Source organism: Aeromicrobium sp. PE09-221 (genome assembly GCF_002174305.1).
In the GTDB taxonomy this organism is placed as follows: domain Bacteria; phylum Actinomycetota; class Actinomycetes; order Propionibacteriales; family Nocardioidaceae; genus Aeromicrobium.
This window is the reverse complement of record NZ_MIJB01000022.1, coordinates 1-19,020: the sequence shown is the minus strand read 5'-3', so window position 1 is coordinate 19,020 and position 19,020 is coordinate 1. Positions and strand designations below refer to the sequence as shown.

General features: G+C 68.2%; 18 protein-coding genes. 12 read left to right on the top strand and 6 right to left on the bottom strand.

Going from position 1 to position 19,020, the window contains the following annotated elements; genetic code table 11:
- Positions 1–71 precede the first annotated feature (71 nt).
- Positions 72–1,016 (top strand): cation diffusion facilitator family transporter, encoded by a 945-nt coding sequence (locus BHE97_RS11790; RefSeq protein ID WP_087624239.1) that lies wholly within the window; start codon positions 72–74, stop codon positions 1,014–1,016.
- 183 nt (positions 1,017–1,199) lie between these two features.
- On the opposite strand, the gene BHE97_RS11785 is transcribed toward BHE97_RS11790, so the two are convergent.
- Positions 1,200–2,201, bottom strand: coding sequence for a DNA-processing protein DprA (locus tag BHE97_RS11785; RefSeq protein ID WP_087624238.1), 1,002 nt, complete (start codon positions 2,199–2,201; stop codon positions 1,200–1,202).
- Positions 2,202–2,516: 315 nt separating this feature from the next.
- Here BHE97_RS11785 and BHE97_RS11780 point away from each other — a divergent pair, with 315 nt between their 5' ends.
- Positions 2,517–2,705: a hypothetical protein gene (locus BHE97_RS11780; RefSeq protein ID WP_087624237.1), complete on the top strand. Its 189-nt coding sequence runs from the start codon at positions 2,517–2,519 to the stop codon at positions 2,703–2,705.
- A 226-nt stretch (positions 2,706–2,931) separates the two neighbouring features.
- Here BHE97_RS11780 and BHE97_RS11775 read toward each other — a convergent pair whose 3' ends face one another.
- Genes BHE97_RS11775 through BHE97_RS11765 form a run of 3 tightly spaced genes read right to left on the bottom strand, consistent with a single transcriptional unit; the run spans position 2,932 to position 6,502 of the window.
- Positions 2,932–4,992 (bottom strand): xanthine dehydrogenase family protein molybdopterin-binding subunit, encoded by a 2,061-nt coding sequence (locus tag BHE97_RS11775; protein ID WP_087624236.1) that lies wholly within the window; start codon positions 4,990–4,992, stop codon positions 2,932–2,934.
- A complete protein-coding gene (locus BHE97_RS11770; RefSeq protein ID WP_087624235.1) occupies positions 4,989–5,978 on the bottom strand; it encodes a xanthine dehydrogenase family protein subunit M in 990 nt (329 codons plus the stop codon). Before BHE97_RS11770 ends, BHE97_RS11775 begins: the two co-directional genes overlap by 4 nt.
- Positions 5,975–6,502 carry a 2Fe-2S iron-sulfur cluster-binding protein gene (locus tag BHE97_RS11765; RefSeq protein WP_087624241.1) on the bottom strand — a complete coding sequence of 176 codons (528 nt, stop codon included), beginning with the start codon at positions 6,500–6,502 and terminating at the stop codon, positions 5,975–5,977. Before BHE97_RS11765 ends, BHE97_RS11770 begins: the two co-directional genes overlap by 4 nt.
- Positions 6,503–6,638: 136 nt before the next feature.
- On the opposite strand from BHE97_RS11765, the gene yhfZ reads away from it, so the two are divergent.
- Genes yhfZ through BHE97_RS11720 form a run of 9 tightly spaced genes read left to right on the top strand, consistent with a single transcriptional unit; the run spans position 6,639 to position 15,167 of the window.
- Entirely contained in the window at positions 6,639–7,553 is a 915-nt protein-coding gene (gene yhfZ / locus BHE97_RS11760; protein WP_087624234.1) for a GntR family transcriptional regulator YhfZ, read from the top strand.
- Positions 7,554–7,564: 11 nt separating this feature from the next.
- On the top strand, positions 7,565–7,945 hold the full coding sequence (locus BHE97_RS11755) for a hypothetical protein (RefSeq protein ID WP_087624233.1): 381 nt from the start codon (positions 7,565–7,567) through the stop codon (positions 7,943–7,945).
- Positions 7,942–8,301, top strand: a complete 360-nt coding sequence (locus BHE97_RS11750; protein ID WP_087624232.1) for a DUF2620 family protein — start codon at positions 7,942–7,944, stop codon at positions 8,299–8,301. The genes BHE97_RS11755 and BHE97_RS11750 overlap by 4 nt, the downstream gene beginning before the upstream one ends.
- A 3-nt stretch (positions 8,302–8,304) precedes the next feature.
- Entirely contained in the window at positions 8,305–9,696 is a 1,392-nt protein-coding gene (locus BHE97_RS11745) for a YhfT family protein (RefSeq protein WP_087624231.1), read from the top strand.
- Positions 9,696–10,619, top strand: coding sequence for a hypothetical protein (locus BHE97_RS11740; RefSeq protein ID WP_087624230.1), 924 nt, complete (start codon positions 9,696–9,698; stop codon positions 10,617–10,619). Before BHE97_RS11745 ends, BHE97_RS11740 begins: the two co-directional genes overlap by 1 nt.
- Positions 10,616–11,728: an aminotransferase class V-fold PLP-dependent enzyme gene (locus tag BHE97_RS11735; RefSeq protein ID WP_140400121.1), complete on the top strand. Its 1,113-nt coding sequence runs from the start codon at positions 10,616–10,618 to the stop codon at positions 11,726–11,728. Before BHE97_RS11740 ends, BHE97_RS11735 begins: the two co-directional genes overlap by 4 nt.
- Positions 11,729–12,892: an alanine racemase gene (locus tag BHE97_RS11730; RefSeq protein WP_087624228.1), complete on the top strand. Its 1,164-nt coding sequence runs from the start codon at positions 11,729–11,731 to the stop codon at positions 12,890–12,892.
- On the top strand, positions 12,889–14,142 hold the full coding sequence (locus tag BHE97_RS11725) for a phosphopentomutase (protein ID WP_087624227.1): 1,254 nt from the start codon (positions 12,889–12,891) through the stop codon (positions 14,140–14,142). The genes BHE97_RS11730 and BHE97_RS11725 overlap by 4 nt, the downstream gene beginning before the upstream one ends.
- Positions 14,139–15,167 (top strand): SIS domain-containing protein, encoded by a 1,029-nt coding sequence (locus BHE97_RS11720; protein ID WP_087624226.1) that lies wholly within the window; start codon positions 14,139–14,141, stop codon positions 15,165–15,167. Before BHE97_RS11725 ends, BHE97_RS11720 begins: the two co-directional genes overlap by 4 nt.
- Before the next feature lie 3 nt (positions 15,168–15,170).
- Here the strand turns inward: BHE97_RS11720 and BHE97_RS11715 are convergent, their stop codons facing one another.
- Positions 15,171–16,574, bottom strand: a complete 1,404-nt coding sequence (locus tag BHE97_RS11715) for an NAD-dependent malic enzyme (RefSeq protein ID WP_087624225.1) — start codon at positions 16,572–16,574, stop codon at positions 15,171–15,173.
- 187 nt (positions 16,575–16,761) lie between these two features.
- Between BHE97_RS11715 and BHE97_RS11710 the strand changes: the two genes are divergently transcribed.
- Positions 16,762–17,988 (top strand): MFS transporter, encoded by a 1,227-nt coding sequence (locus BHE97_RS11710; RefSeq protein ID WP_236757660.1) that lies wholly within the window; start codon positions 16,762–16,764, stop codon positions 17,986–17,988.
- Here the strand turns inward: BHE97_RS11710 and BHE97_RS11705 are convergent.
- Positions 17,952–19,020 (bottom strand): IS110 family transposase (locus tag BHE97_RS11705; protein WP_236757659.1); only part of this gene is annotated, 1,069 nt, incomplete at its 5' end. The two genes, BHE97_RS11710 and BHE97_RS11705, sit on opposite strands and share 37 nt — an antisense overlap.

Genomic DNA, 19,020 nt, shown 5'->3' with positions numbered 1-19,020 from the left:
GATGATAGCGATAAACGGTCGATGTTCGTCGCTGCGTAGCGAAGACATTCGGAGAGATCGGAGTTTCCCTGATGGGTGCAGGACACGACCACGGTCCGGCGGTCGATGAGACCGCCGGGCTCCCCGGCGACTACCGCAAGAAGCTGTGGATCGCTTTTGGCATCACGGCGACGATCGTTGTCGCCCAAGCCGTCGGCTCGGTGATCACCGGAAGCCTCGCTCTGCTGACCGACACCGCGCACGCCATCACCGACGCTTCAGGTCTACTGGTGGCCCTGATCGCCGCGACCCTGATGCTGAAGCCAACTAGCCCCAGGCGTACCTGGGGCTTCCGGCGTGTCGAAGTCATCGCCGCCCTCGGACAGGCGACCTTGCTGCTCGTCGTCGGGTTCTACACCGCGATCGAAGGCATCCGGCGCTTGTTCGAGCCTCCGGACGTTCCCTCCACCGAGCTGCTCATCTTCGGGATCATCGGTCTCACCGCCAATATCACCGCGATCGTCATCCTGTCCTCCAGCAGAGGCGCGAACTTCAATATGCGCGCCGCGTTCCTGGAAGTCCTCAACGACGCACTAGGTTCCCTCGGTGTCATCGTCGCCGCGATCATGATCGCCACAACCGGGTTCCAGCGAGCAGACGCCATCGCCGGCTTGTTCATCGCCGCGCTTATCGTGCCGCGTGCGTTCAAGCTGATGCGCGAGACCACCAGCGTGCTGATGGAGTTCACGCCTAAGGGTCTCGACCTGGACGAGGTCCGTGCTCACATCCTGGAACTCGATCACGTCAAGGACGTCCACGACCTACACGCCTCCACCGTGGCGACCGGCCTGCCTACCATCACCGCGCACGTGGTCGTCGAGGACGAGTGCTTCACCGATGGGCACGCCGCCGAGGTTCTTCATGCCGTGAAGCAGTGCGTCGCCGAGCACTTCGAGGTGTCGGTAAGCCACTCGACCTTCCAAGTCGAGACCGGGCACATCAGCGACGACGAACCCGACTCCGTCAAGCACCCCTGACCATTCAAGAGAACACCGAGATCGATATCGGGTCTTGGGGCTGACCGCGATGAAGCAGCGCGGTCTGCTTGGAGCCATGCCGCCGATGGGATTGGCGCTGCGGCGGGCGAACCGATGTCGTTCCGGCAACGTTGTCAAGCAGGTCTCAGCGGACACCTTTGTGGCGACGGTTGTCGAATTGCCTCATAGGTCGCGGTGTTCGATTAGGTGATGGCCTTCGGGACTACGGCGCTCGGGAGTACCAAGTCCGACGGCACGTGACGGTCGTTTGCGGGTGGTTGGAATCGTGCCGCGGAGTTCGGTGATGTCGTTCGCGTTCGTCACCGCCCGAGCCGTGCCGTCGCGTAGCAGCGCGTTGGTGCCGGCGCTCATGTGCCCGAGCACCGATCCCGGCACAGCACCGACACCCCTGCCCAGCTCGCTGGCTCGTGCGGCCACGTCTAGCGCCCTTGACAGTGGTCCTGCCTCCACGATCGTTGTCGACGCCGACAGTGCTGCCTCGATCCGAGCGCGGGCGAGGACTCCCGTCCGGGTCGGTGGTGAACCGGGCGGCGTCTCGCTGACGACCAGTCCCACATCGGCGATGCGGTCCAGCAACGCCGCGTGCGGCCGGTCGACGACCGAGGCGATCACCGCGACCGTGTGCCCTGCCTCCATCAGCGCCGAACGATGTGCTGCGGAGTCGATGCCGAACCCACCGCCGGACACGACGACCTTTTCATTACGGGCCAGATCTGCCGCGATACCGACCGCTACCTCCACCCCGTAAGCGGTTCCATCGCGGGAGCCCGTGATCGTGAACCTGTCGTCCAACGAGCCTGACACCAGCGATACGTGGCCTTTGGTCCACAGCACATACGGCCTCTCGACACCGAGGTCATCCAGAGCGACAGGGAAGTCACGATCGCCAGGGATCAAGGTGCTGAATCCTTCTCGCTCGGCGCGTGTCATCGTCTCCGCGACCTGTCGAGCGTCGACCTGCCGGGGTAGACGTGATCGCCACAGCCAAGTCTCGACCTTGCCCAGCCCAGGGGCCACGCCTTCTGCCGTCAGCGCACGGACCGTCTCCACCGCGCCGGCGCGGGCGAGCACCCGACCGGTCAAGACGTCACCTGGGTCGACGATGCTTGCTAAGACCATGCGTCCGGACCGCTCGTCTGTGGCTAGCGCGCTCAACTCGTTCATCACCGCATCCCTTCGTCGATACCGCGAAGGTGAACGGGCATGCCCTGGGCAGTGGAGCGGTCCTGTCTCGGGTCTCGCTGTGGTGCATTTAGCGGGGCCGGGTTCGGTCCCTTTTTCGGTCCCGTTTTGCGTCCGGGGTCCACGGGTTGTCACGTTTCTACCCGTAGTTGTTGTATGCTGGGGGTGTCCGAAATCCTTGGAATGACGCGAGGAATCGGGCGGAGCACGTAGTGGCACGGGAGGCCGGACTCAATCAGTTGTTCTAGGTTCGAGTCCTAGTACCCCAGCCATCTCTCCCCGTTCTGTCGTGAACCCATGACCGTGCGACGCATCGTCCCCGATGTGCCGGCATCCGTCGAGTTCTACTCCGGTCTGCTGGGTATGGAACCCGTCATGGATCACGGGTGGATCGTGACGCTGGCCGATCCGGGCGACCCGGCACGGCGGCTGAGCGTGGCTTCCCGGGACGCGTGGAGGGCCGGGCTCTGGCCCTCAGATCACTAGGCCGTGTCTGGCGATCCCTGACCTGCTGCGCGCCACGCCACGGGCCCCTCGCTACGTGGGGGACCCCCGGCCGGTATGGCTTCGCTCCGGCGTGGGGGCACCTCCCTTTCCCCCACTCGCTAGCGCTCGCGGGAGGTACCCCCCTCCGCTCTGCGGAGTGCTCGGGGGATTGCGAGGCATCCCGTGGATGCGGCGCTCGCAACGGCCTTGGACTACCAGACACGGCCTAGTCGCGCACGAGGGCCGGTGGTGTGATCGGCAGGTCGCGTACGCGAGTCCCCGTCGCGTGGTAGACGGCATTGGCGATGGCCGCTGCCGACCCGACGATCCCGATCTCCCCGGCTCCGCGCGAGCCCATCGGCGTCGCAAGCTCGTCGGTCTCGTCCAGCCAGCTCGCGTCCATGTCCTCGATATCGGCGTTTACGGGAACGTGATAGGTGGCGAGATCTTGGGTGACCACGTGGCCGAACCGCGGGTCGCGGACGCTCTTCTCATGCAGGGCCATCGACAGGCCCATCACCATTCCGCCGAGGAGCTGAGAGCGCACGGTCCGGGGATTGATGACGCGGCCTATGGAGAACACCCCGCGCATCCGCGGCACGCGCACCTCTCCGGTGCCCGGATGTACGCGCACCTCCACGAAGTGAGCCCCGAAGGATGCAGCGGTGTACCCCTCGGCCAACGGATCCTCCGAGACGCCCCCGGTCGTCTGCGCTCCGGCCTCAGGGTCGTCCCCGTGCTGCCGGCGGAAGGCCTCGGCGGTCGCGACGATGGCCGAACCCCAGGAGGTCGTGCCGGAGGAACCGCCCGCAACGGTCGCGGTCGGCAACGACGAGTCCCCGATCTCCATCGTCACGCGTTCCCGTGACACCCGCAGCGCATCGGCCGAGATGAGCGTCAGCGTGGTCCACGCCCCCGTACCGATATCGGCCGCGCCGGTGCGCACGGTGTACCTGCCGCCGCCGTCGTGTCGGATCGTCACCTTGGTTCCCGGCGACATCACGTGCGGGTACGTCGCGCTGGCCATACCGGTGCCGATCAGCCACTCCCCGTCACGTCGGATACCCGGATGAGGATCCCTGTCCCTCCATCCGAACTGCCGGGCCCCCTCGTGCAGGCACTCGACGAGCCGCCGAGAGGTCCACCGGTTGCCAGTCGCCGGGTCGCGATCCGGGTCGTTGCGGATGCGTAGCTCGACGGGATCGATGCCCGCGGCCACCGCCAGCTCGTCCATCGCCACCTCCAGAGCGAACATGCCCGGGGCCTCACCCGGTGCGCGCATCCAATGCGGGGGCGGGACGTCGAGCGGTACGAGGTGATGGACGAGTCGACGGGCGTCCGCGGCATACATGCTCGCCGAGATCGACGACGCACTCTCCGAGAAGGTCCCGGCCGGTGACACCTGGGAGAAGGACTCGTGGTCTATCGCGGTCAGGGTGCCGTCGCAGCGAGCTCCGAGGCGTAGATGCTGCCGCGTGGGGGAGCGGTAGCCGACGAAGACGAAGCCCTGCTGCCGGGTGACCGCATACTTCACGGCCCGACCGGGCAGAGCCAGGGCGCCCAGAGCGGCGACGAGATCGTGCCCGTGGGGCGCTGCCTTGGACCCGAAACCGCCGCCGACGTGTGGTGAGACCACTCGCAGCTGTTGCGGTTCCAAGCCCAGCAGCGGTGCGAGGGTGTCGACGACGCTGTGCGGTCCCTGGGTCGCGGTGGTGAGTGTCAGGTGTTGCTCGGCGGGGTCCCAGAGGGCGACCGCCGTGTGCGGCTCCATCGGGGTGTTGTGCTCCTCGGGTGTGGAGTACCGCTGGTCGATCACGAGCTGTGCGGACGAGAGCTTCTCGTCGACATCGTCCCCGATGGTCTGTGGATCGTCCTCGGGATACCGATCGGGGTGGTCGGCGCGGAGGACGGTGTCGTGGTCGTCCGTCGTGTACTCGACCTCGACGAGCGACTGAGCATGCCGTGCGATCTCGGGGGTCGTCGCGATCACGGCACCGATGATCTGCCCCCGGAATCTCACCTCGGGACCCTGGAGAAGGCTCAGCTCTGGGTCGGAGACATCCGCGAGGCGGGGAGCGTTCCACGGCGACAGGACGGCCAGCACGCCGTCCACCGATTCGGCCTTATCGGAGCGGAAGGTGTCCACCGCTCCGCGGGCGACGGTGGCCTGCACCGGATGGAGGTAGACGGGATCGGTGAACGGATGCTCGTAGGCGTACTGCGCGGTCCCGGTGACCTTCGCGATGCCGTCGACCCGCGCGGTCGACGTGCCGATGGCGTTCGTCATGTGGTCTCCACGGCCAGTTCCTTGAGGGCCGCCACGATCATGGCCCGTGCCATCGGCACCTTGAAGGCATTGCCCTCCAATGGGCGGGCCTGTTCGAGCTCCGCCTTGGCCGCCGCCGTAAAGGTCTCTGTGATGGCGGGCGCGCCGTGCAACACCTCTTCGGCACGGCGTGCGCGCCAGGGCTTGTGCGCGACCCCGCCGAGTGCCAGCCGCGCGCTGGCGATGACGCCGTCCTCGACGACCATCTCCGCAGCCAGCGAGATGAGAGCGAAGGCGAAGGACGACCGCTCCCGAACCTTGCGGTATGTGTGCCGGGCACCTGCCGGCGGCGGTGGGATACGGACACCGGTGATGAGCTGACCGCGATCGAGGACCGTATCGCGCTCGGGGGAGTCCCCGGGAAGGCGGTGGAGCTCTGTCACGGGCATGCTCGTCACACCCTCGGGCCCGAGCAGTGAGACCTGCGCATCGAGCGCTGCGAGCGCCACCGCCATATCCGAGGGGTGAACGGCGATGCACTGTTGCGAGGCGCCGAAGATGGCGTGCTGCTCGGTATGGCCGCCGAGCGCGGAGCACCCGCTGCCGGGGCTGCGCTTGTTGCAGGGCGTGGTGACGTCCTGGAAGTAGACACATCGGGTGCGTTGGAGCAGGTTGCCCCCGGTGGTGGCGAGATTGCGCAGCTGTCCCGAGGCTCCGGACAACAGTGCGCGGGAGAGCAGGGGATGGCTGCGGCGTACCGCCGGATGGGCGGCGAGGTCGGCGTTGCGGACATTCGCACCGATATCGAGTGTGCCGTCAGGCTCCTGCTCGATCGCGGCGAGGGGCAGGTGGGAGATGTCGACCAGGAGCTCGGGCTCCACGAGACCGAGCTTGAGATGGTCGACGAGATTGGTTCCGCCGGCCAGGAAGACGGCCTCGGGCCGCGACGCCGCCCTCGCCACTGCATCGGCCGCGTCGGTGGCGCGTTCGTAGTCGAAGGGCCTCATGCGGCGCCCTTGTCCGAGTGCTGGGTCGCCTGACGGACGGCGGCCAGGATATTGACATAGGCGCCGCAGCGGCACAGATTGCCGCTCAGGCGCTCGCGGATCTCGGCATCGGTCAGCGTCGGCGGGTCCGCGAGGTCCTCGGTCACGAAACTGGGGGAGCCATCGGCGATCTCGGCCAGCATGCCGATCGCGGAGCAGATCTGCCCCGGCGTGCAATACCCGCACTGGAAGGCGTCCTGCTCGATGAACGCCTGCTGCATCGGATGCAACCCTAGGTCGCCATCGCTCAGGCCGCTCGCCGTGACGATGCTCGCACCGTCGTGGGCGACCGCGAGGGAGAGGCATGTGGTCACCCGTCGGCCGTCTTCGATGACCGTGCACGAACCGCACTGGCCGTGATCGCAGCCCTTCTTGGGCGCCGTCGCCCCGATGCGGTCGCGTAGCGCGTCGAGGAGCGTGGTCCGGGTGTCCACCTCGATCGTGTGCTCCTCCCCATCGACGGTCAAAGCGAGTCTCGACTCCATGCGCCACCTCTCGTGGATCGTGCGGATCGCCAGTAGGTCTCGAACCATTCAATCAACCGCGACGCGGATGCGCTGGGCGACAGAAAGGTCGAGAAAGGCTCTAGTCAATATCCAGAATATTGGATAGATTGCCACTATGACCCGGATGCACGTGCTCATGTCGAAGGCCGGTGCCGTCGCGCACCGCCTCGCGCTCGAGCTGTCGGCTGCTTCAGCAGGGGACCGGATGCCGACGGTGCAGGACCTCAGCGAGCGCCATCAGGTCGGCAAGGGCACGGTGCAGGCCGCCCTGGCATTGCTGGAGGAAGCGGGCGCCGTCGAGATCCGGCCGCGTGGGAAGCTCGGCACCTTCGTCACGAGCATCGATCATCGACTCCTCTGGGAGCTGGCCGGCGGGTCCAGCGTGTCCGTCGCGATGCCCTTGCCGTACTCGCGCCGCTATGAGGGTCTGGCCACGGGCCTGCACGCCGCCTTCGTCGAGGTCGGGGTTCCTCTCACGCTGATGTTCGTCCGAGGAGCCGCCGACCGCGCCGCGGCGCTGCATCGCGAGCGCGCCGACTTCGCCGTCATGTCGAGGCTCGCTGCCGAGGGCGACCCCGAGTTGGAGATCATCCGCGACTTCGGACCCCATACCTATGTCGGCGCCCACGGCCTCGTGCTCGCGGAAGGTCGCGATCCCGAGGATCCCGACCTGCGCGTCGCCGTCGACCCGTCCTCCACCGACCAGACGGCACTCACCATGGCCCGCTTCCCCCAGCTGCCCGATGACCGGCTCATCGAGGTCTCCTACAACCAGCTCGGTCGCTACTTCGCCGATGGCCTGGTCGACGCGACCGTATGGAATCTCGACGAGATCGACGCCCACATCACCGTCCCCGTCACCGCACACCCGCTCGACGGTGTGGACACCGTCGCGACCACCTCGGCGGTGATAGCGGCCCGCCGCGACGCCGGCCCGACCCCCACGCCCGTCACCCGAGCCCTCGGCGCCGACCTCATCATGCGGTCCGCCGAGGAGGTCGTGGCAGGCCGGCGTATCCCGACCTACTGAGAAGGAATTCGATGGACGACACGCTGCGCCAGCGGCTCGCGCTCTATGAAGCCATGGACGACACCCCCGATGGCGTCGTCGACTTCGTCCGCGAGGAGCTGGAAAGACTCGAACCGCGGTTCGAGGTCACCGAGCAGTCGGCAGGGGCCCTCGCCTCGCATCTCATCGCCGCGCTCGGCCGGATGATCCGTCGCGATCCGGATATCGACCCGCCCGGTGAGATCGTCTACCGCGAAGTCGTCACGCACTTCCCCTCCGCCATCGCCGATGCCGCCGCGGTGTCCGGGCGGGCCGAACGATCTCTCGGCGTCGCGCTGTCGCCGATCGAGCAGCAGTACCTCAGTCTCCACCTGGGCACCCTCGCCCTGACCTCTACCAAGGAGCAGTCATGAAGATCATCGCCGGAGGAGTCGCCAAGTCGGAGGTCGCGGACGCACTGCGACCACTGCTGGGCGACGGCGACACCGTCACGATCGGCACCGACATGGATGCGGCCATCCAGCTGCAGTCCGGTGCGGTCGACTTCTACCTCGGTACCTGCCACACCGGCGCCGGCGCGAGCCTGGGTGTCCTGGTCGGCTTCCTCGGCTCGCAGCGGACCCACACCTTCGGGCGCTCGCTCCCATCGCAGGAGCAGGTCAACGCCGCCGTCGAGGCGGGCAATGTCGCCTTCGGCTTCTCGATCGACCAGGTGCAGGAGATCGTGCCGATGCTGTGGAGGGCCCTCGAGGCCCGTCAGGGGGCTTGAGCCATGTCGCTGCTCGCCGCCGAGACGTCCACCGTCTCCTTTGAGCCCTGGCAGGGCATCCTCGTCATCGTGCTGTCGGCCTTCGCGGCCCTCATCGCCAACGCCGCGCTGGCGGTCTTCAACGACGGCGCCCGCCCGTTCCTCCTCGACTACATCCGCGGTACCTCCACGCGCCTGGCCACCGCGACGATCGTCTTCGGCCTCTCGGCCGGATTCATCTTCGGGCTGGGAGCACCCATGGCCCTCTCGACCGGCGTGCTCAACCCGTGGCTGGTCTTCCTGCCCGTCGAGATCCTTGGCCTCCTGGCACCGTGGCGCTGGCTCGCGGCCGTCGCCGGCGGCGCCTGGGGCGCTGTCTGCGTCTTCGGGCTGAACGCCGCGAACTCGGCCGCCACGGCCCTGCCGATCGACTTCATCACGTCGTTGCAGCAGATCTCGACCCCCATCCTGTGGCTCTTCACCATCTTCCCGGTCCTGGCCATCACGCGGCAGTTCGGTCGTCTCAAGGGTGTTCTCACGCTCGTCGTCGAGATCGCCGCCATCCTGCTCTCGATGAACCTGTGGCCCGACCTGTTCGCCGGATCGATCGCGATGGCGGCCGGCGTCATCATGCTGCTCGTGTTCGCGGTGACCCAGGACCGCACCACTCGGCGCCGAGAGATGGCCGAGCTCGCGGGCAAGAGCGCGGAGGAGCGGGAGGCCTACGAGACACAGCGCGCCGCGACCGCTGAGGTCTCCAACCAGCTCTTCGGTCCCAATGCGATCCGTCTGCGCAAGAACATCGTGTGGTTCGCGATCCTCGGCGGCCTGGTGTGCATGCTCGCGGCGAGCGGGGTCTTCGGCGGTGGCGAGGCCACCAGCTTCCTCGTGGCGGAGGGGTCCTACGCCGAGGCGGCACAGGTCGACTTCCTGCGTGCCTTCGGCTTCGTGCCGCTCATCGCGACGACGGCCCTCGCCTCGGGCGCCTACGCGATGGCGGGATTCACCTTCGTATATCCCGTCGGATACCTGACGCACCTGTTCATCGATTCCTGGCCCCTGGCGCTCGCGGTGGCCTTCGTGCTCGGCGCGGTGATCATGACCGTGGAGGTCTTCCTCCTCAGCGCACTCGGACGCTGGCTGCAGCACTGGCCGAGCGTGCGCGATGCCGCCGACCATATCCGCAATGCGATCACGGAGTCCCTCTCCCTCGCGATCCTCGTCGGCTCCCTGATGGCCGGTCTGGCCATGGGTGGCGGACTCGGCATCGCCCTGGTGGGCGGCCTCTACCTGCTCAACGAGTCGATGGGGCGCCCCGTCGTCCGGATGGCCGCCGGTCCGGCCGCGGTCATCGTGAGCGGTATCGCGTTGAATCTGCTCTATCTGGTCGGACTCGTGGCGCCGGTGGCGGCCTGATGCCGATCCGCACCGCGACCGGACGGCATCTCCGCACCGATGACATCGGCGGGAAGGTACTGGCCCACGAGCATCTGCGCCTCGACCTCCGCACGGACGGCGATGCGGAGGCGATGCTGCACGACACGGACGCGGTGACCGCCGAGCTCGCGGATGCGCGGCGCGAACACGATCTCGGACTGGTCATCGACCTGACCTGTCGGGGCATGCGCGGTGACCCTGGAGCGGTCCGGCGCATCAGCGAGGAATCCGGCGTCGAGGTGGTGGTCGCGACCGGTTGGTACTACGAGCGCTTCCATCCGCACGGCGAACCCGGGACCTCGGTCGAGGACGCGACGGAGGTGCTGCTCGCTGATATCCGGGACGGCCTGCAGGACGGCATCGTCCCCGGAGTGCTCGGCGAAATCGGCAGCCACGGCGAGCAGGCGAGCGATGCCGAGCGCATCGGTCTGCGTGCCTCGGCGCGAGCCGCGGTCGAGAGCGGATTGTCCCTCGGAACGCACGCGCATCTGGGCCGGGGTGCTCGCGAGCAGCTCGAGCTGCTGACCGGCGAGGGACTCCCACCGCATCGGATCTCGCTGGGCCACCAAGACCTCTGCGAGGACGGCCGCCAGCACCGCGAACTGGCGCGAGCGGGTGCCTATGTCGCCTTCGACACTGTCGGCAAGACCGGCTACCAGAGCGACGAGCGGCGGGTCGAGCTACTGCTCGACCTCCTGGAGGCCGGATTCGAACGGCACATCCTGCTCAGCAACGACATCTCCCGCGACAGCTATCTGCGCTACCGAGGCGGCCAGGGCTACGGCTATGTCCTCGGTCCCTTCCGCCGGATGCTCATCGACAGGGGAGTGGGTACGGACGTGCTCGACCTGATCTACCGAGCCAACGCACTGCGATGGCTCACCGGAAACGAGGAGCCATGAAACGTCCCGCCCTGCCTACCACCACACCGCTGCCGACCATCACCGCGGCGCAAGCCCTCGATGCCCAGCAGCGGTTCGTGGCCGGTGTCGCCGAGCATCTCTCTGAGGGCGCGGTCTTCCGCAGCGACGCCGGGGTCGTGCCCGGGCTGGGACAGCCGGACACCACCCGCCGTACCGAGCGAGTGCTCGCGGCGGCCTTCGGTGCGGATGACGCGTGTCTGGTACAGGGCGCCGGCACCGGTGCCATCCGCGCCGCGTTATCGGCCGGGCCGTGGACGGAAGGCCGCCGCCGGCTCATCGTCCACGACGCTCCCGACTACTCGACGACGGCCACCACGTTCCGCGACGGTCTCGTCGAGTGTGTCCGCGTCGACTTCGAGGACCTCGCGGCGGTGCGCCGCGTGATGGAGGAGGAGTCCTCCGCGTGGGTGTACGTGCAGCACACCCGCCAGCGTCTCGCCGACGCCCACCAGCCCGCCGATGTGATCGCCGTAGCGGCACAGGCCGGGCGGCGGGTGATCGTCGACGACAACTATGCGGTGTTCCGAACACCCCGGATCGGCATCGAGCTCGGCGCCGATATCTCGGCCTTCTCCCTGTTCAAGCTGCATGGACCCGAAGGCATCGGTGTCGTGCTCGGCGCGGGCGATGTCGTCGACCGCGTTCGGCACGCCAACTACTCCGGTGGCGGTCAAGTGCAGGGACATCAAGCGCTCGCCGCACTCCAGGCACTGGTCATGGTGCCGCTCAACTGGGCGGCTCAGGCGGAGGCGACGGTCGAGCTGGCTCGATCGCTGGCCGACGGTGAGGTCGAGGGTATCGTCGACGCCCGCCTGGCCAATGTCCAGGACCTGTGCGTCATCGCCCTATTGGATGAGCCCGTCGCCGAGCAGGTCCCACAGTGGGCCGCGAGTCAGGGGGCCGCACCCTTCCCCGTCGGATCGAACTCGCGCTACGAGATCACCCCGCTCGTCTACCGGTTGTCGTCGTCGACCCTCGAGGCACAGCCGGACCTGCGGGAGTGGGCTGTGCGCATCAACCCGATGCGCGCCGGGGCACAGCTCACCGCCGATCTTCTGCGCCGGGCTATCGCCGAGAGGAGGGCGTGAGTGTTCTTGACGACCACCCAGCGCCGCAATCCCGCTCTGATCGACGCGGCGATCGCCCTGCACCGAGACGGCACGATCGAGCCGGACACCTATGTGATCGACCGAGATGCTGTGGCCCGCAACGCGGCCGCCCTCGCCGCGGCCGGACGCGAGCACGGGGTCGACCTCTGGTTCGTCGCCAAGCAGTACGGCCGCAATCCACTGGTGAGCACGACCATTGCCGAGCACATCGAGTCCGCGACCGCGATTGACCACCGAGAGGCGCAGATGCTGCTCGGCGCCGGCGTACGACTGGCGAATCTCGGCCACCTCGTTCAGACCCCGGTCCGTCGTCTGCCGGCGCTCCTGGCCGCCGGTCCCGACTACGTGACCGTGACCGACACCGCGAATCTGCGGGCAGTCGCGCGAGTCGCCTCGGCACAAGGCCGGATACAGCGTCTGCTCCTCAAGATCCGCGGTGCCCGGAACGTCACATTCCCGGGTCAGGACGGTGGGTTCGAGCTCGACGATGTCGAGGGCGCGCTGCTGCTGGCACGGAGCATCGACGGTGTCGAGATCGCCGGGGTCACCGGCTTTCCCTGCATCAGCTTCGACGAGTCCGCACAGCGTCCCGAGCCGACCGACACCTATCCGAAGGTGGCCGAGGCCGCGGGCATCCTGCGAGGCCACGGCATCGAGGCTCTCCTGTCGCTACCCAGCCACACGAGCGTCAGCACGATCGGCCAGATCGCCGACCTCGGCGGTCGGTTCGGTGAGCCGGGGCACGCGTTGACGGGAACCACGCCGGAGCATGCTGTCCGCGACGACCTCGCCGAGCAGCCGGCGCTGGTGTATGTCTCCGAGATCGCCCAGCTCGGCTCCGCGCCGAGTGTCTTCGGCGGTGGGTTCTATTCACGGGGTCACGCCCGGCGGATGATCGTGCAGACCGACCGGGGGTTGCGGGCGGCCAGCCTCCACAAGGCCTCTGCGGCGAGCATCGACTACTACCGCCGATTCGACTGGGACGGGGACGGACCGGCGGCGCAGATCGGCGATACCGCCGTCATGGCCTTCCGTACGCAGATCTTCGTCACCCGATCCCAGGTCGCCGTGGTCTCGGGCGTCGGGATCGGTGCCCCTCGCGTGGACGGCGTGTTCGATGCGCAGGGGCGGAGGCTGCGATGACGCGGCGCTCGGCCACCGTCGTGGTCATCGACGGGTTCGGGATCGGGGCGATGCCCGATGCGGGGGTGCTCCGCGGCTCCGACGCGCATGCTGACACCCTCGGCGCGCTCACCACATGGTCGCGGCGCGAACGCGGCCGCAGCCTGCATCTCCCGTGGCTGAGCCGGCTCGGCCTGGGAGCCCTCCGTCCGGACCTGGCCGGTGACCTGGGTGTGCCGGCCATCGCACCTGGAATCGAGGCCGTCGCGCGGCGCGCCGCTCTGGGATATCCCGGAGCGGACTCCTTCGCCGGCCATCAGACTCTCATGGGCGCCGACATGTCCCATGTGACCTTGTGCTTGCTGGTCGAGCGGATCGTCGCCGTCGAGCAGGCGCTGCGGGCTGATGGACACATGGTCGAGAGGCTGGACGGGCTGCCGCTCCTCGTGGTCGACGGGGCCGCTCTCGTGCACGACAACCTCGAAGCCGATCCGGGCCTCAACTGGAACGTCTCCTGCCGTCTGACGGATCTGCCCTTCGAGGACATCGTCGCGATAGCCAGGATCGTGCGCTCCGTGGCACCCGTGGCCCGTGTGATCGCCGTCGGGGGGCACACCGATCGTCCACTCGCTGAAGCGGTCCGGGAGGGCTCGGATGGTGCCATCGGCATGGACACCCCTGCCAGCGGCCTCTATCAGCACGATGGACTCCAGGTCCTCCATCTGGGTGCGGAGGTCGATCACGGGCGGCAGCTGCACGAGGTCGCCGCCCGCGACGGACTGGACGTCACGCTCGTCGGCAAGGCCGCCGATCTGCTCATCGGCGGGCCGGAGCTCCGGCGGCTGCCCGCGGTCGAGACCGACCGGATCATGGATGCCGTCGCGGGTGTGGCGGGCTCGGGTCTCGTCGTCGCCAATGTCCAACAGACGGATCTTGCCGGTCACTCGCAGGACCCGCTCGCGTACGCCGACCTGCTCGAATACGTCGATGAGCGCATCGGCGAGATCGCCCGGGCCGGAGGGCCCGATGATCTGCTGGTGATCACCGCCGACCATGGCAACGATCCCTCGATCGGCCATCCCTTCCACACCCGCGAGTGGGTGCCCGTGCTGGCAGCCCGAGGAACGGCAGAGCCCGGTCGGTCCACGGGACGCGACCTGGCTTCCTTGGCCGATATCGGGGCCGGTGTCGGCCGCTGGCTCGGGCTGCCCGATGTCCTAGCGGTCGGTACCCCGACCGAACTTCTACTATCCGAGGAGAATGCTCGATGACCGTGCTCGGTCGCCAGATGAGCCAGGAAATGGACGAGCAGCCCGATGCGCTCGCCCGGATCGCCGGTCGATTCGACTCCTTCGTGCAAGAACTGCGCCGCCACGGCGCCGACTCCCGGCACGGGCTCGCCGTGCTCGCGCGGGGATCGAGCGACAATGCCGCGCGGGTGGCCGCCTATGCCGCCCAGGCCCGCAGCGGTGCTCCCGTCAGCTTCCTCACCCCGAGCGTGTACACCGCCTATGGCCAGTCACCTGAGGCCTACGCCTCGTGGCTCGTCCTCGCGTTGTCACAGTCGGGACGCACGCCGGAGATCGTCGACCTGGCCGTCTCCTGCCGGGAAGCGGGGGCACTCGTCATCGGCGTCACGAATGACGGTGATTCGCCGCTCGCGGCGGCCAGCGACGTGCCCGTGGTCCTCGGAGTGGGAGAAGAGAAGGCCGTGCCGGCCACCAAGACGGTGACGGCGCAGATGCTCGCCGGGCTTGCGGTCGCCAATGCTCTCGGTGGACCGAGGGTCGCTGCCGTCGAGCTCGATGCGCTCGCCGGACAGGCGAGACAGGTGCTCGACGACGGCGACGCTGTCCAGGCCCTCGGGATGGAGCTTGCCGCGTCCGGGGCGCTGGCGCTGGTGGGACGCGGTTTCTGCGACGCCGCCGCCTTCGAGTCCGCGCTCAAGCTCCAGGAGACCGCCGGCATCGCGGCCCACGGATTCTCGACTGCGGACTTCCGGCACGGTCCGGTGCACCTCGCCCACGCGGGCGTTCCCGTGATCGGATTCGCGGGGGATGGTCCAGCCGATGACGATACCCGAGACCTGATCGGCTCCCTGCGCACCGATGGCCGGTTGGCGCGGCTCGTGGGATCGGGGGAGGAAGCCGATATCGGTCTCCCCACGACGACCCCTGAGCTGACGGCCATCCTGGCCACGATCCGCGGGCAGCAGCTGGCACTCGCGGTCTCGCGTGCCCGGGGAGTCGACCCCGATCAGCCCGAGGGCCTGTCGAAGGTCACGCCGACGGTGTGACCTTCAGCTCGACTCTCGCAGCTGCTCGCGGGCGACCCGTTCCACCGACTCCGCGACCCGGTGGTGCACCTCGGGATGGAACACGCTGGGCACGATGTAGTCGGCGTTGAGCTCCTCGTCCTCGACGCAGGCGGCGATGGCCTCGGCCGCCGCGATGAGGACGGGCACGTCGATATCGTGCGCGTGGGCGTCCAGCAGGCCCCGGAAGATTCCCGGGAACGCGAGGACGTTGTTGATCTGATTCGGGTAGTCCGAACGACCGGTGGCCACGACCGTAGCGTGCTGACGAGCCAGCGACGGGTCGATCTCGGGATCGGGATTGGCCAGGGCGAAGACCACGGCGCGCTCGGCCATCTCGGCGACATCCTCCGCATCGATCAGGCCGGGTGCCGAGACCCCGATGAAGACATCGGCTCCCGGGAGGGCGTCGCGGAGCGTGCCGCTCAGGCCCTCGGGGTTGGTGTTCTCGCCGATCCACCTCAAGGTGGGATCGGCGTCACCGCGATCGGCCGAGACGATTCCGTCGATATCGCAGACGACGACATCGCTGAGGCCGGCGCCGAGCAGCAGGCGCAGGATCGCGGTCCCGGCTGCCCCCGCGCCCACCAGCACGACACGTACCTCATCGAGGGACTTCTCCACGACCCGCAGCGCGTTCCGGAGTGCCGCGAGCACGACGATCGCGGTACCGTGCTGGTCATCGTGGAAGACCGGGATGTCCAGCCGTTCACGCAACCGTTTCTCGATCTCGAAGCACCGCGGAGCCGAGATGTCCTCCAGGTTGATTCCGGCGAATCCGGGAGCGACGGCGGCCACGGTCTCCACGATCGCGTCGACGTCCTGGGTGTCGAGGCATAGCGGCCAGGCGTCGATGGCGCCGAAGGTCTTGAACAGTGCGGCCTTGCCCTCCATGACCGGCAGCGCCGCGTGCGGGCCGATATTGCCGAGTCCCAGCACCGCGGAACCGTCGCTGACGACCGCGACGCTGTTGCGCTTCACGGTGAGGCGACGGGCGTCCTCGCGGTCGGCCGCGATCGCCTGGCAGATACGCGCGACGCCGGGCGTGTAGACCATGGAGAGGTCGTCGCGGTTGCGCAGCGGGTGTTTCGAGGCGGTCTCGATGACACCCCCCAGGTGCATCAGGAAGGTGCGGTCGGAAACCTTCTTGACGTCGACGTCCGGGATATCGCGCAGCGCGTCGACGATGCGATCGGCATGCGCGGTGTCGCCGGCGGCGATGGTGAGGTCGATCCGCAGGGCATCGGACCGCGAGGCCGCGACATCGAGCGCGGTGACGATGCCGCCTGCCGACTCCACTGTCGTGGTGAGGTGGCCGACGGCCGTTCCGCCGGGCGGCACTTCGAGGCGCACGGTGATCGAATGGGAGATATTGGGGGACGGGTTCATGCCGATCGCGCTGTCCGTCGTCGAGTGACTCACCCGCCTTTTTTACGCGATGGACCCGGTTACCCGCGAGTCGCCACCATATCCGCGGCTCGATATCCCGTTGAGTGTGACGTTTAGACGGCAGATCGCTGAGTTTCACCGTCCAAACGTCACACTCAACGGGATATTGGCGTTGCGCGAGGTGCCGATGGAGGAGAGGGTGCTCGATGTGCCTTCTCACGTTCCTCGCCGCGCCCGGGCCGCGGCGATGGTCGCGTTCGCCACCAACGGAGCTCTCCCGGCGACGCTGCTCGCTCGCTACGCCGAGGTGAAGGACCACCTTGCGCTCAGCCCCGCCACCTTCGGGGTCGTCGTCGTGGGATTCACGATCGGTGCGGCAGGTGCGTTCCATCTCCCTGGGATGGTGTTGCGTCGGATGGGGATGAGATGGACGACCGTGATCGGCACCGCGTGGATCGCGTTGGCGCTCGTGGTCACGGCGTCCGGCGTGGCGGTCGGGAGCGCGGCGATCTTCGTGGCGGGACTGATTCTCGCCGGCTTCGGCGATGCCGTGGTCGACGTCGCGCAGAATGCCCAAGGTCTTCGTGTGCAGGAGGTCTACGGCCGGTCGGTGCTGACATCGATGCACGCCGGGTGGAGCATCGGCGCGGCCATCGGCGGCATGGTGGGGACGGCCGCCGCGTCGGCCGGTATGCCGCTGACGCTTCACCTGGTGACGTGGGGTGCGCTCTGCGTGATCGCTATGGCGACCGCGGCACGCCTCTTCCTCCCCGATGGCCGTCGGCCGACCGCTGAGGAGACGACGACCGGTCCGCTCAGCCGCCGTGCCATGCTGTCGCTGGCACCCCTGGCCCTGGTGGCGCTCGCAGGGATCTCGGTCGAGGACGTGGGCAACAACTGGTCGGCCGTCCTGCTGTCCACCGAGCGCGATGTGCCGGCGTCGTCGGCAGGCATCGGCCTGAGCGTCTTGCTGGCGGCTCAGTTCATCGGTCGTCTGGTCGGGGACCGTTACATCGACCGCGTCGGCGGCCGGACGGCTCTGATCACCAGCTTGAGCGCTGTGGCGGTCGGTCTGGCCCTGGTCGCATGGTCGCCAGGAGCCGTGTCGACGCTGGCTGGTCTGGCGCTGGCGGGGCTCGGATGCGCGATCACCGTCCCGCTGGCCTTCGCGCGTGCCGATGCCCTGCCGGGTTTGCGACCACACGCGGGAGTGACCTGGATCGGCTGGGTGATGCGCACGGCGACCATCGCTCTGAGTCCGGCCATCGGCGGCGTCGCCACAGCCTCTTCACTGCCGGTCGCCGTCTCTGCGGTCGCGCTCATCGCCGTGCTCGCGTTGGGGCTCCAGCTCCGGTCCGGCGATGCTCCTATGGTTCGTCAAGGTGTTGACGGAGGGTTTTCGAGGATTCGGTAGAGGTCTCGGGCGATGTATCGCTTGAGGCAGCGTTTGATCTCGCGGGGAGTCTTGCCCTCGCTGGTGCGGCGGGCGGTGTAGTCGCGGGTTGCTTGGTGGTAATGCTGTCGGGACAGGGCGATGGTGTGCAGGGCTCGGTTGAGCTGGCGGTCGCCATGGCGATTGAGCCTGTATCGCGTGGTGATCTGACCACTGTTGGCGGGGATGGGTGCGACACCGGCGAGCATGGCGAACGCGGCTTCGGAGCGCACGCGTCCGGGGTGGGACCAGGCACACAGCACGGTGGCGGCGACGATCGGCCCCACCCCGGGTTGGGCCAGCAGGTCAGGGCGCCAGGCCCGGACGATGGTGAGGATGGTCTTCTCGTGCTCGGCGGCCTCCTGGGTCAGGTCCTTGACGCGGCGGGCCAGTGTCCGCAGCACGGTCACGGTCGTGCGGGTCTCGGTGTCCCAGGACGGGTGCAGCCGCATCGTGGCGGCGGCAGCGACCATCGCGGGGATCTTCTTGCCACGAAACCGGGACCGGACGGGTTCGGGGGCGGCGATCACCAGGCTGAACAGCTGGCGCTGAGCGACAGTGGCTGCTTCGACAGCCGACCGGCGGGCAGCCAAGAGGACCGACAGGGCCTGGCGGTCCCCGCCCGAACGGGGTGTACCGAGCCGAGTGCGAGCCAGAGCCTCGCGGGCGGCGCGCTGGGCGTCGAGCGGGTCGGACTTGGCGCCGTTACGGCGCCGGCTGCGTTCGGGCCGGTCGAGCTCGATCACGATCTCCTGAGCGCGGGCGAGGTGACGGGCCAGGCCAGCACCGTGACCTCCCGTGCCCTCCACTGCCCATGCTCTGAGCGAGGCGTGCTCGTCGGCGAAGGCGCTCAGCTCCTCATATCCCGCCGGGGTGGTCTCCACCGTGATCTCATCGAGGACCGCTCCGGTGCGGGCATCGACGACCGCGGCCGTATGGGTCTCAACATGGGTGTCGACGCCGATGACGACATCGACCACATCGCGTAGATCGGTCACACTGGTCATGCATTCT